The organism is Algoriphagus marincola DSM 16067 (genome assembly GCF_000429405.1).
Classification (GTDB): domain Bacteria; phylum Bacteroidota; class Bacteroidia; order Cytophagales; family Cyclobacteriaceae; genus Algoriphagus; species Algoriphagus marincola.
In genome coordinates, this window is the sequence record NZ_AUBU01000003.1 from 552174 (window position 1) to 564534 (window position 12361).

General features: G+C 40.5%; 13 protein-coding genes. 6 read left to right on the plus strand and 7 right to left on the minus strand.

Going from position 1 to position 12361, the window contains the following annotated elements; genetic code table 11:
• The first annotated feature begins 50 nt into the window (after nucleotides 1-50).
• Nucleotides 51-1616 (plus strand): WG repeat-containing protein, encoded by a 1566-nt coding sequence (locus G457_RS0108200; protein WP_026946044.1) that lies wholly within the window; start codon nucleotides 51-53, stop codon nucleotides 1614-1616.
• Nucleotides 1617-1625: 9 nt separating this feature from the next.
• Here the strand turns inward: G457_RS0108200 and floA are convergent, their stop codons facing one another.
• From floA to proS, 3 genes are all read right to left on the minus strand, one after another.
• A complete protein-coding gene (floA, locus tag G457_RS0108205) occupies nucleotides 1626-2618 on the minus strand; it encodes a flotillin-like protein FloA (RefSeq protein ID WP_394373325.1) in 993 nt (330 codons plus the stop codon).
• A gap of 20 nt (nucleotides 2619-2638) precedes the next feature.
• Nucleotides 2639-3097: an NfeD family protein gene (locus tag G457_RS0108210; RefSeq protein WP_026946046.1), complete on the minus strand. Its 459-nt coding sequence runs from the start codon at nucleotides 3095-3097 to the stop codon at nucleotides 2639-2641.
• Between the two features lie 124 nt (nucleotides 3098-3221).
• Entirely contained in the window at nucleotides 3222-4703 is a 1482-nt protein-coding gene (gene proS / locus G457_RS0108215) for a proline--tRNA ligase (RefSeq protein ID WP_026946047.1), read from the minus strand.
• 120 nt (nucleotides 4704-4823) lie between these two features.
• Between proS and G457_RS0108220 the strand changes: the two genes are divergently transcribed.
• Entirely contained in the window at nucleotides 4824-6155 is a 1332-nt protein-coding gene (locus tag G457_RS0108220) for a DUF5320 domain-containing protein (RefSeq protein WP_026946048.1), read from the plus strand.
• A gap of 77 nt (nucleotides 6156-6232) precedes the next feature.
• A complete protein-coding gene (locus tag G457_RS0108225) occupies nucleotides 6233-7738 on the plus strand; it encodes an OmpP1/FadL family transporter (protein ID WP_026946049.1) in 1506 nt (501 codons plus the stop codon).
• On the opposite strand, the gene G457_RS0108230 is transcribed toward G457_RS0108225, so the two are convergent.
• From G457_RS0108230 to G457_RS0108240, 3 genes are read right to left on the minus strand one after another with little or no spacing between them, the layout of a single operon-like run.
• Nucleotides 7715-8257 (minus strand): shikimate kinase, encoded by a 543-nt coding sequence (locus G457_RS0108230; protein WP_035483433.1) that lies wholly within the window; start codon nucleotides 8255-8257, stop codon nucleotides 7715-7717. The genes G457_RS0108225 and G457_RS0108230 overlap by 24 nt on opposite strands.
• Complete coding sequence (locus tag G457_RS0108235; protein WP_026946051.1) at nucleotides 8254-9354, minus strand: BT_3928 family protein; 1101 nt, start codon at nucleotides 9352-9354, stop codon at nucleotides 8254-8256. Before G457_RS0108235 ends, G457_RS0108230 begins: the two co-directional genes overlap by 4 nt.
• The gene (locus tag G457_RS0108240; protein ID WP_026946052.1) at nucleotides 9344-9895 is read right to left on the minus strand and encodes a DUF1599 domain-containing protein; all 552 of its coding nucleotides are present in this window, start codon (nucleotides 9893-9895) and stop codon (nucleotides 9344-9346) included. Before G457_RS0108240 ends, G457_RS0108235 begins: the two co-directional genes overlap by 11 nt.
• A 15-nt stretch (nucleotides 9896-9910) precedes the next feature.
• On the opposite strand from G457_RS0108240, the gene folP reads away from it, so the two are divergent.
• The gene (folP, locus tag G457_RS0108245; protein ID WP_035483435.1) at nucleotides 9911-10792 is read left to right on the plus strand and encodes a dihydropteroate synthase; all 882 of its coding nucleotides are present in this window, start codon (nucleotides 9911-9913) and stop codon (nucleotides 10790-10792) included.
• Nucleotides 10789-11664 carry a diadenylate cyclase CdaA gene (gene cdaA, locus G457_RS0108250; RefSeq protein WP_026946054.1) on the plus strand — a complete coding sequence of 292 codons (876 nt, stop codon included), beginning with the start codon at nucleotides 10789-10791 and terminating at the stop codon, nucleotides 11662-11664. The genes folP and cdaA overlap by 4 nt, the downstream gene beginning before the upstream one ends.
• On the opposite strand, the gene G457_RS0108255 is transcribed toward cdaA, so the two are convergent.
• A complete protein-coding gene (locus tag G457_RS0108255) occupies nucleotides 11665-12027 on the minus strand; it encodes a DUF4870 domain-containing protein (RefSeq protein ID WP_155847108.1) in 363 nt (120 codons plus the stop codon).
• Nucleotides 12028-12153: 126 nt separating this feature from the next.
• Between G457_RS0108255 and G457_RS0108260 the strand changes: the two genes are divergently transcribed.
• A partial coding sequence (locus tag G457_RS0108260; RefSeq protein WP_026946056.1) for a transposase occupies nucleotides 12154-12361 on the plus strand: 208 nt, incomplete at its 3' end.

Sequence of the window (12361 nt, forward strand, 5' to 3'; positions counted from 1 at the left end):
TAGATGAAGACCAAAGAAGTAGCTTTCTTTGGTCTTTATTATTCTAGGACATGGAAAACCTCAAAAAACTTTACATTCTAATCTTTTTCGCTCTTTTCCTGGTCGGTAAATCAAATGCACAAACCTGGGAGGTTTATAACTCGGAAATGAGCCTTGTTTCAAGGTTGATGTATAATGAAATCCTCGTACTCGGGGCAGCTGTGAGAATTGCAGAAACCGATGAGGGTCTTTTTCTCCTTTCCAATGACTATCAACCTGCTGTCCAAATCGAAGGCCAAGAAGTCTATCAGTATCTATCGCCCTGGATTTTGGTAAAGGGCGAATCTGGACTGGGAGCCTATCACGAATATGGTCAAAAAGTTCTGGACCTAAAATATGATCAAATTGAGGTTTTTTTCAATCTTCTTCTTGCTAAAAAAGGTCAGGAATACTTTGTCTATGAAAGAGGAAAAGGGACAACCCGGGCTTTGGGAGTGCTGGATTATGCTTGGATCAGCAGTAGAGGACAGGTAATTGCAAAAGATAACGGAAAGTACTATTTGCCCTTGTCCATCAATCCAACAAAGGATTATGAATTATTAGAGGATAATAACAGTGACTACCTTTTGATCAAAGATGAAGAAGGGTATGGCTTGCTCAATATGGAAGGTCGAGTGGTCTTGGATGCTGTTTTGGATTCGCTTGAGCATACCCGAGGAAACTTTTACTTTGGATTCAATGAAAACCAATATCTCTTGGTGGAGGGAGATCCTATTCAGGCAAATGTCCGATATAATAGTTTCCACAGAATCTCTTTCGAAAATGATCTTATGCTAGAATACATTCATGGCAAGCTTCGTCGAGTAATGAAAGAGGATGGCATACTACTGGATGCCGTAGGAATGACCGAGGTAAACCGAATCGGCCCGGATTTGTACAATGTGAAATTTAGAGACAATAAACTGGGGCTATTGGGAAGAGATGGATGGCTGGTAGGCCCTAGCGATAGCCTTTATATTATCCGTGGAAGTGATGAAAAACTTTTCCCTGCTAGTAATGAATTAGGTAAATGGGGAGCCGTAGACTCCAATGGTCAGTGGATAATTAGTCCAAGCCTCGATGAAATGGGAAGCTTCAAAAATGGAATTGCTGCCTTCAGAAAAGGGGTTTTTTGGGGCATTATTGACCGAAACGGAAAAATCCTTTCCGATGCAAACTGGGATAGAGTCAGTATTCAACCGAACGGAAGAGCAATCGGTGAAAATTCATCAGGGAAATTCATTCTAAGTGCTGAGAATGAGTACAAAGGAGTTGATAGCTTTGAAAACATCATTCCCTTAGATGAAGGAGAATTTATCGCCATCCGTGATGGGAAAGCAGGCTTTTACTCTTCTAATCAAGATCCGAAATTAGAAAACCTTTTTGATAGTATTCTAGTGCAAGATGGTCGCTGGCTGACAGCTGAGTCTGATGGGAAAATCGGGCTTTTCGATAGAACAGGAAAAAATGTCCTTCCGGTAGATTATGAGAACATAATTTTTGATCAGTTTAAAAATACTATCCTCGTCAAATGCACCTACAAGCCGATCATTGTAGTGGAACCAGAAGATTCTAAAAAAAGAAAAAAAGGGCGTTAAGCCCTTTTCTTATTTTTTCTCGTTTTTGCCCTTGCTCGAATCCGAACTATCCGAATCAGAATTGGCTATGGAATCTCTCATGGAAGTATCTGATTTGATATTCTCCATTCGGTAGTAATCCATCACTCCAAGTTGACCAGATCGGAAAGCCTCTGCAAGAGCCAAAGGAACTTCCGCTTCTGCTTCAATTACTTTTGCTCTCATTTCAACAGACTTGGCACGCATTTCTTGTTCTAAGGCAACTGCCATCGCTCTTCGTTCTTCCGCCTTGGCCTCTGCTACTTTAAGGTCAGCAGAAGCCTGATCGATTTGAAGTTTTGCTCCGATATTGGTTCCCACATCAATATCTGCAATATCGATTGAAAGGATCTCAAAAGCAGTTCCTGCATCCAGGCCACGTTGTAACACGAGTTTCGAAATTTTGTCTGGGTTTTCGAGTACGCTCTTGTGCGTATCAGCAGAACCAATGGATGTAACAATCCCTTCTCCTACCCTTGCTAAAATGGTGTCCTCGCCAGCACCACCGACTAGTTGGGCGATATTGGCTCTCACAGTCACACGAGCTTTTGCGACTAGCTGAATTCCATCTGCAGCCACTGCAGCGACACTCGGTGTATTGATCACTTTTGGATTCACACTGATTTGAACTGCTTCAAATACGTCCCTTCCTGCCAAATCAATTGCTGTAGCCTGCTTGAAGGAAAGATTAATATTGGCCTTGTCTGCGGAGATTAGAGCTCGAATTACATTTGGCACGTTTCCTCCTGCCAAGTAGTGCGTTTCTAGATCATTTGTCGTGAGTTGCAAACCTGCCTTGGTCGCAGTAATCATCGAGTTAACAATAATACTCGGTGGTACTTTTCGGATTCTCATTCCGATGAGTTCGCCGATTCCCACGCGTACATTCGCAAATTGAGCCGTAATCCAAAGATTTACGGGTACGAAATAAAGGAAAATGAATAAAAGAATAATCCCTGCCACTGCAGCGATTAAAATGAACATTGAACTGTTTGGATCCATAATTATTTAACTAAAATCAGATTATTTTCTATTCGAATAACAGTAATCTCCGTACCTACTGGAATGAATCCAGATTCGGATTTGACTTCATAGATTTGATCTTGGAAATCTGCCTTTCCATAAGGTTTGATGTCAGAGGCAGCTTTTCCCATCATCCCTACTTGAAGCCCTACCAAGCGGTCGTCGAAAGCCCCACCCTGCATGGAAGACTTCAATGAAAACTTATCCCAAACTCCTGATCGAAAACCATAGACTACAGCGGCTAAATTGATTATGACTGCTCCCGTTGTGATCCACCAAGCTATTTCAGGATTAAACGTAAGAAAGGCATAGGCCACTCCTGCAAGACTGATCACTAGGCCAAATATACCAACTACGGTAGTACCTGGAACGAACAGGATCTCAGCCAATAATAAAATCAGCCCAATACCTAGAAGACTTACTAAAATCAAAATCGACATTTGAAACCTTGCTTACTTCAAAACCAAGATACGACAAAGAATTATAATGGAAATAGAAACTTCGAAAACAATTTAGTTTTGGAATTAAAGGCAATAAAAAAACCCGGTTTGACCGGGTTTGAATTTAGTAAGCTTTCGCAAAAAGGACTCTGCCTTTGGAAGGCTTTCCTGTTAATACGCATTTTCCACTTTCTTCTTTTTGATCAAGTGGAATACAACGGATAGTGGCTTTAGTCAATTCTTTGATTTTATCTTCAGTCTCACTAGTTCCATCCCAATGAGCAGAAAGAAAACCTCCTTTGGATTCTAGGAGTTCTTGAAACTCTTCCCAAGAGTTTACCTCGGTCGTATGCGACTCTTTGAAATCATTCGCTTTCTGGTAGATGGAAGTTTGAATTTCATCCAAAAGCGTTTTAACCTTCTCTTCGATTGGCAAAGAATCTAAAGCAAATGATTCTTTTGTTAAGGTATCCCTTCTAGCGATTTCGACAGTCCCATTTTCCAAATCTCTTGGACCAAGCGCAATACGAAGCGGCACACCCTTCAATTCATATTCTGCAAACTTCCAACCTGGCTTGTGCGTATCACGATCATCAAATTTAACAGAGACACCAGCTTTTCTCAATGCTGAAACCAACTCATTGGCTTTGACACTAACGGCCTTAAATTCATCATCTCCACGATAAATTGGAACAATTACTACCTGCATCGGAGCAAGTTTCGGAGGTAAAACTAACCCATTGTCATCAGAGTGAGCCATGATCAAAGCTCCCATCAGACGGGTACTCACGCCCCAAGATGTTCCCCATACAAAATCAAGTCCACCTTCTTTAGTCGCAAATTTCACATCAAAGGCTTTAGCAAAATTCTGCCCTAAAAAATGAGAAGTTCCTGCTTGAAGAGCTTTACCGTCCTGCATCATTGCTTCAATACATAAGGTATCTTCAGCACCTGCAAAACGCTCATTTTCGGTCTTTCTTCCTCTCACCACCGGTAAAGCCATGAATTCTTCTGCAAACTGAGCATACACCTGCATCATTTGAAGTGTCTCAGCCTCAGCTTCCTCTTTGGTGGCATGGGCTGTGTGGCCTTCTTGCCAAAGAAACTCTGCTGTGCGAAGGAATAGTCGAGTTCGCATTTCCCATCGAACTACATTGGCCCACTGATTGACAAGCAATGGAAGATCTCGATAGGATTGAATCCAGTTTTTATAAGTACTCCAAATGACCGTCTCGGAGGTAGGACGTACAATTAGCTCTTCCTCAAGCTTTGCCTCAGGATCTACGACAACTCCCTTTCCATTCTCATCATTCTTTAATCGATAATGAGTGACAACGGCACACTCTTTCGCAAAGCCCTCCACATGAGAAGCTTCTTTGCTCAAATATGACTTGGGTATAAAGAGTGGGAAATAAGCATTAGTATGACCTGTTTCTTTAAACATCCGATCTAACTCGGCTTGCATTTTTTCCCAGATTGAATACCCATAAGGTTTAATGACCATACAGCCTCGAACAGCCGAATTCTCAGCTAAATCAGCTCTTTTCACTAATTCATTATACCAAAGGGAATAATCCTCACTTCGTTTTGGAAGTCCTTTACTCATTATAGTTGATTTGGAAGTTATTTGTAGATAATTTTGCTAAATTAAGCGTCGCAAATATAGCCAAAAAGAATAACCCTACACCCTTAAGGCCGTATACTGTACTAACAACTAAATAAAGCTATGAGGCAATTTAAAGGCATCTTATCATTAGTAATCATCGGAGCAGTGACTTTGAGTTCCTGCTCTACATCTCAAATAGCGAGTACCAGCCCATCGGATAATCTCTATTTCATGGCTTCTGATGCTCAAATTTCGAGTACTTATGCCGTAGCAAATAATACTCCGGAGACTTTTGAGCAATTTGAACAAGCTCAAACAGTTCCGAATGAAAGTTTCAGTAGTAGAAATGTAAATCCGGAATATTTGGCAAAATACTCTGCCACTCCCGAGGAGACAGGAGATGAAGTAGTGTACTTCGATGATAACACTGAAACTCAATCAACTCAAGGAGACATTGACGCTTACAATAATTTTTCTGTAAACAACAATAATAATTCTTTCAATTCAGGCTTCAACTCCGGACTTGCATTCAGTATGGGATTCATGACAGGCTTCAATCCTTGGGGATTCGGCATGTGGGATCCATTCTGGGGTCCTAGCTTCGGCTGGGGAGCCGGTTGGGGCTTCAGACCTGGATTTTCTATCAACATAGGATTTGGTTTTGGCAGTCCATTCTGGGGCTCACCTTGGGGTAATCCATTTTACCGACCTGGATGGGGAGGATTTTACGATCCTTTCTGGGGACCAAGCTACGCCTGGGGAGGCGGATGGGGTCCCGGATGGGGAATGCCAATCTATGGTAACCGTCCGATTTATGTATTGCCAGGTGGAGAATTTGGAGATAGAAGAATTGTAAGAGGAGCAAGACCTACCCGCGGTGCATCCTTAGCTGGAGTTTCAGGAGACCGAAGCAGTGCAGTATTGCCAAACACATCAAGAGCTCAAGCCCGTAGAAGTGCAATGTCCAATAGAAGTTTGGTTTCTTCTGATCGCTCTAGGGTCCCTGCTAGAGACTTCTCAAATAGTCAATCAGATTATTATAACTCTAACAGATCAAGAATAGCGAACTCTTCTCCTAGAAATACAGGATCTGCAGCCATGAATCGATCATCTGCGACTCGCTCTAGAAGTGCTATGCCAACTGCAAGACCTTCTACCAGAACTATGGATAGAAGCGGATACGCTCCATCAAGATCTATGAACAATTACAATTCAAGAAGAAGCACTAGCCCTTCTTATAATAGAAGCGCTACTCCTAGTAGAAGTTCTAGTCCTTCTTACAATCGTGGTACAACAAACAGAACATATACACCAAGCCGCAGCTCTAGCACTCCAAGTAGAATGAGTACTCCATCGAGAAGCTCATCTAGTGGAGGCATGAGATCTTCTGGAGGTGGCGGTGTCTCGAGAAGTAGTTCCTCATCAGGATCGAGAGGAGGAAGGGGAAATTAATTCCCCTTTTTTTTTGAATTAAATTTATCCGTTTCAATCATTTTTTCGTTTTTAAATTCAAACTATCATTAAAATTTATGAGGTATATAATCGCTATTGTCTTTTCGATATTCTCTTTGGGTGCAGCTGCACAAAGTGGATATTTTGAAGATGCCTTACGATTCAGTCAAAGCTTCCCAGCAGGTTCAGCACGAATAATGGCTATTGGGGGAACACAGTGGTCCCTAGGTGGTGATGTGTCAAATATCGCCGGCAATCCTGCAGGCTTAGGTTTTTTCAGAAAATCAGAAGCTTCAATTAGCTTGGGATATAGTGATTGGGGAGTACAGACAAATTATCTTGGACAAAATAGATCCTACAACACTTCTAATTTTTCTGCACCTAACCTATCCATCGTATTTGCCAACCCAAAAGGAGTAATGGAGAGGGGTTCATTTAAGGGTGGATCTTGGGGAATCAGCATTCAGCGTATTGCAAATTTCAATTCTGAGTTTGGATATTTTTCAGATGCTTTAGGCGAAACCTCAATTATTGATTTTTACCTCCAAGATGCTTTCGGTATACCTGAAAGCCAAATTGAAACATTTGGTATCACCGGAATGGCATATCAAACTTATCAGATAAATCCAGTAGCATTTGATCAGGATGGTAACCCCATTGCCAATCCAGACACTTATGATTCCTTTGTTTTAGGGCTTCCCTTTCAGGATGAAAACGTTTTGCAGGAAGGCTCATCCAACCAGATTACCTTTGGATATGGAGCCAACTTCGACCATAAGCTTTTCATAGGAGGTTCTTTGGGGATAAGATCGCTCAGTTATTTCTCACAGAAAGTTTATAACGAAGAGTTTATTGACGAACCTCTTTTTGCAAGCTCTCTTCGTGAGGATTTGTTTATCAATGGGGCAGGATTCAACCTAAATGTAGGAGTAATCTATAAGCCGATCGACTTCTTGAATTTAGGATTCAACTTCCAGAGTCCTACTTGGTATGGATTGAATGAAGAATATCAAGCTTCCATGGTCGCTGAGTACAACAACTTCTATTATGAACCTGAGGATATTACTTTGGGTAGACAGGAGGCTGTAACGGACCTTTTCATTAACAACTTTAGATTAAACACACCATTGAGACTGGGTGGTGGAGCTACCTTCTTTTTGGGAAAAAATGGTTTCATCTCAGCAGATGTGGACTGGGTTGATTATTCTGCGGCAAGAATCAACTCTAATAGTTTCAATGAAGGGCCGGATAATCAGGCTATTCAAAGCCTATATACCAGCACAATAAATTATCGAATCGGTGCTGAGGGAAGAATCAATAAGTTCTACATCAGAGGAGGTTATGCTCACTTTGGGGACCCTTTTGCAGATAATTTTATTGACAGAAGTACCACTCAGATCAGTGGTGGTCTTGGAGTAAGGCTCAATAGTTTCAATATTGATTTCGCATTGGTGAGCCAGCAATCTAGTGCATTGTACCAGTCTTACCAGGTCCTAGACAGTCAAAATAATAATATCGGGCCAATTACCGATGTAGAAAATTCAATCATCAATGGCGTATTAACTATCGGATTGACTTTTTAAAATACTTATCAATTCCATAATTAGAAACTCAGCGGAGAAATCATTTCCGCTGAGTTTTATTTTTGCCTGATCATAAAACCTTCCACGCTGAGCGAGTAGATTTTTTAACTTCAAAGTGATTTCTCCGGCATCCAAACCTTCAAACATTGGTCTATTAGATACCCTAGAGTGTTGAAGTCTAGAGGAAATTTCATTCAAGGGCACATCCAGATATACTGAGATTCCCTTTTGATTGATGAGGTCCATATTATCGTTGAAACATGGACATCCACCGCCTGAGGCCAAAACAAAAGACTCTTTATTGCTTAGCACCCTTTCAAGTTCTTTTGATTCTAATTCGCGGAAAGCCCCCTCTCCCTTTTCTGAAAAAATCATGGGAATGGTTTTTCCAGACTGCTGCTCAATCAGCCTATCCAGATCTAAAAAATCAACTCGAAGTTCTTTTGCCAAGACCTTACCAAAGGTACTTTTCCCTGATCCAGGAAGTCCGACAAGAACAACTTTGAGCGCCTCCATCATTGAATAAATAAATCTAGAGCTTCAGAAGCAGTAGGCGTATTGTTGTGGTGATATTTAGCTAAAACGGTACCATCCTTCATGATTACAACACCAGGGTTGGATCTAATAATCGTTTTTACAACAGTTGCATCCGACTGCATCCCAATAATACTCCAGCCATTCTTTGAAATAAAAGCATCGATCTCTTCCTGAGGTGCAGCTGCCATCAATACCACATCGACCGGAGCTCCTTCCATGTTTTTAACCAAATCGTGAATAACTGGCAAATTATCCTGATCAAATTTCCCCATGTTAGGGCTCAAAATCAGAACTTTATTGCCTGCAAAAATGAAATCAGACTGATCTCCTGACTCATTCCAAACTGAGAAATCCGAAATCTTTGGTAAAGCCTCAGGGTTTTTCAAATTCATCTCTACAAATTCATAACTCTTGTCTGTAGGGTATTGATCCAAGGTGAGCAATTTTCCATCTTTTTTCATGACATATGAATATTGCAAGGGTTCGGACGGCTGCATATTGGTGGGAATATTTACCCCTATTTTGTACGCACGAAAATCAATGAAAGGAAGATTTCTAATAGCTGTAATTGAAAGAACGAAGCAGGCGATCCCAACAAACCCAACAAGTCCTTTTTGCCAACTACTTGATGACGTTGGTAAGTACCTTCGTAAAGCCAGGATTCCCAAAATCATCACCAGCAATATAATATCCTTATAAAAAGACTCCCATGGTGTCAACTTGATAGCATCTCCAAAACATCCACAGTCAGTTACCTTATTGAAGTATGCAGAAAAGAAGGTGAGAAAGGTGAAGAAAAGAATCATTCCGGTCAAAGACCAAACAGTCAACTTACTACGAACTCCAAGTATGAGCATTACCCCGAGGACTACCTCAAGTACTACTAGAAAAACTGCTAAATAAAGAGCAAATGGCTTCAAATAAATAAAAAAGCCCGCAATATCATTGGAAAAAACATCGAAATACTCCTCCAATTTGATGGCTGTTCCGACCGGATCATTGACTTTGATCAGCCCTGAAAAAATAAATAAGCCTCCTACAAAAATTCTTAAAACCCAGAGTATTCCTTTAGCTAGCATGATGGTATCCCATTTTGATTAAACAAAAAACTGCATAATTAATCATGTCCTGATAATTAGCCTCAATTCCTTCAGAGACCAGTGTTTTGCCCTGATTATCTTCGATTTGCTTCAGACGAAGCAATTTCATCAGGATAATATCAGTCATAGAACTGACTCTCATATCACGCCAAGCCTCTCCATAATCATGATTTTTATTTTCCAATAAGCCTCGTGTCAAATCCACCCACTGATCGTAATGCTTTTCCAACTCTTCAAAAGGGAGTTCCATTCGCTCATCATCTTTGAAAGAAATCTGGATTAGAGCTATAAGGGAATAATTGATTATTCCGACAAAATCATCCTCCAAGGGATCATTTATTTTCTGACTCCCCTTTTCCTGTACAGAACGAATCCGTTGAGCTTTGATGAAAATCTGATCGGTAATAGATGCAAGACGCATAATCCGCCAAGAAGTCCCATAATCGAGCGTTTTCTTGCGAAAGAGTTCTTTACATCGACTGATTACTTGTGTATATTCGCTATTGGTTTTAGTTTCCAATTTCTTGCTGTTTTAATGAGCCTTATATCTTTTCCTTCGACGATCGAAGATAAATTATTTCCTCAAAAGATTACACTACAAATCAAAGGAAGACTGATTCTATGGGACGAACCTCAAATAATGGGAGTCATGAATCTCACTCCAGACTCTTTTTATGAGGGAAGTAGGCTTAAACTAAATAAAGACGACGTATTGGGAAGAGCCCAACAAATGATAAATGATGGCGCTGACATACTTGACATAGGGGGCTACAGTAGTAGACCAGGTGCCGCAAATATTAGTATTGAGGAAGAAATCCAACGAATCGAAGATCCTATACAATGGATCAGCGAAGAATTTCCCGAGATAATAATCTCTGTGGATACGTTTAGGTCAGAGGTCGCAAGACGTGGAATAGAAGCAGGAGCTCATATGGTCAATGACATTTCAGGAGGCTCACTCGATCCAAATATGTATAAAACCATTTCGGAATTATCAGTTCCCTATATCATTATGCATATGCAGGGAACTCCTCAAAACATGCAGGGAAAAACCCATTATGAAAATATTTTACGGGAAATCTTGAACTATTTCTCAGAAAAGCTACATATTATAAGAGAGTTTGGCATCAAAGATGTAATTATTGATCCAGGGTTTGGATTTGCAAAGACACTGGAGCAAAATTACTTTCTGCTTAAAAATTTGGAGCTTTTTGATATGATCAACCTTCCGATTTTGGTAGGATTATCTCGAAAATCCATGATTTATAAACTGCTGGAAGTGGAACCTTCTGAAGCCCTAAACGGTACCACTGCATTGAATATGGTGGCTTTAATGAAAGGAGCTAACATACTAAGAGTACATGACGTAAAAGAAGCAAACGAAACCCGAAAACTATTTAAACAACTCTACGCTTGACCTTTCTTTTTAAAATAGGATTCCTAGATGTATCCATCGTCAATATGATTGATATTGCGTTGGTATCTATGCTATTGTATCAGGTCTACAAGCTTTTGAAAGGTAGCGTAGCGATTAAGATTTTTCTTGGTTTTCTGTCTATTTACCTGATTTACTTATTGGTATTGGCCCTGCGGATGGAATTGTTATCCTCGATTTTGGGTCAATTCATGGGAGTCGGTGTTTTAGCTGCTATTATCATCTTCGCTCCTGAAATCCGTAAATTCCTCCTTCTCATAGGACGATCCTCCCTCCTTTCCAGCGATAATATGTGGAGAGACATTCTCTTTTTCTGGAAAAAGAAAGACGATACCTCATTCAACATTAATCCAATCATTGAGGCTTCCAAAACCCTTGCCGGTAGTAATACAGGCGCATTGATGGTCATTTCAAAAAGTACCGAATTGAAGTTTTATGCAGAAAGTGGAGATATTTTGGATGCTGAGCTTTCAAAAAGACTATTGATTTCGATTTTTAACAAGTACAGTCCTCTTCACGATGGGGCTGTGATCATTCACAACGGTAAAATCAAAGCCGCACGCTGTATTCTTCCTGTGACCGAACGAGAAGTCCCTGCTCAGTTTGGATTGAGGCATAGGGCAGGAATAGGGATGTCAGAGACTACCGATTCGCTGGTATTGATTGTTTCGGAAGAGACTGGTCAAATTTCTATGGCCAAAAATGGAAAGATTTTGCACAACATGTCTTTTCAGGAAGTGAGAGAGACACTCAATGATTACCTAGCCAACCATGATGTCAATGAGCGCTTCGAAGACCTCGAAGAATATGAAATGAAGAAACGGAGAAAAATGGCTATGACGAGTAAATCTTAATCATCTTATTATCGGAATAGAAATAGGCCAAAATGTTCTTTTTCCTCTAAACAAAGCGATCGCATTCCAAATACAGAAAGTAACGGCTAGGGAGATAGTAATCGCATTGACCCAAATAATAATTTCAAAAAAATCATGAAATCCATTTAAGGAAATGTCACCATTGGCACTTGGCTGAAGCTTAATCCAAGAAATGGCACGAAGTAGATAGATTGGAATAGCCATTAATATTAAGAAATTGATCATTTTCTTACCTAAATCATCAACGCCTGTAACCTTTCCTCGTCGGTTTAGCCATAAAATCAAAGGGATAAAAATCCCTAATAATGGAGAAAATATAAACGTAAGCCCTGATAAAGCCATCGTAGGTAGTGTCCCGATAAGTGTGTAAATGGTAGGAAAAGTTATTCTGGAATTTTTGGGCCCTTTGAAAGGCCAGGAAAAATTACGGAAATAACTTTTTCGGGGTACCTTCACACACTTAAAGCTATGAAAAAAGAAGATGCATTCAGCGAGGAATTCCTCAAGCAGTTCAAAAACGGAGAAGAGCTCTATGCTTTTCTCGGCCAACTTCAAAAACGGGGCGTAGAAGCCATCCTCGAAGGAGAGATGGATAATCACCTGGGCTATGAAAAACACGGGGAGTCCACCGGGGATAATACCCGGAACGGCCACAGCAGGAAGAAACTTCGAAACC

Excerpts from the sequence above, each read along its gene's own strand:
- G457_RS0108210 (WP_026946046.1), bottom strand. The coding sequence starts at position 3,097 with ATGTCGATTTTGATTTTAGTAAGTCTTCTAGGTATTGGGCTGATTTTA.
- G457_RS0108230 (WP_035483433.1), bottom strand. The coding sequence starts at position 8,257 with ATGATGGAGGCGCTCAAAGTTGTTCTTGTCGGACTTCCTGGATCAGGG.
- G457_RS0108220 (WP_026946048.1), top strand. The coding sequence starts at position 4,824 with ATGAGGCAATTTAAAGGCATCTTATCATTAGTAATCATCGGAGCAGTG.
- G457_RS0108225 (WP_026946049.1), top strand. The coding sequence starts at position 6,233 with ATGAGGTATATAATCGCTATTGTCTTTTCGATATTCTCTTTGGGTGCA.
- proS (WP_026946047.1), bottom strand. The coding sequence starts at position 4,703 with ATGAGTAAAGGACTTCCAAAACGAAGTGAGGATTATTCCCTTTGGTAT.
- folP (WP_035483435.1), top strand. The coding sequence starts at position 9,911 with ATGAGCCTTATATCTTTTCCTTCGACGATCGAAGATAAATTATTTCCT.
- G457_RS0108255 (WP_155847108.1), bottom strand. The coding sequence starts at position 12,027 with ATGGCTTTATCAGGGCTTACGTTTATATTTTCTCCATTATTAGGGATT.
- G457_RS0108235 (WP_026946051.1), bottom strand. The coding sequence starts at position 9,354 with ATGCTAGCTAAAGGAATACTCTGGGTTTTAAGAATTTTTGTAGGAGGC.
- floA (WP_394373325.1), bottom strand. The coding sequence starts at position 2,618 with ATGTTCATTTTAATCGCTGCAGTGGCAGGGATTATTCTTTTATTCATT.
- G457_RS0108200 (WP_026946044.1), top strand. The coding sequence starts at position 51 with ATGGAAAACCTCAAAAAACTTTACATTCTAATCTTTTTCGCTCTTTTC.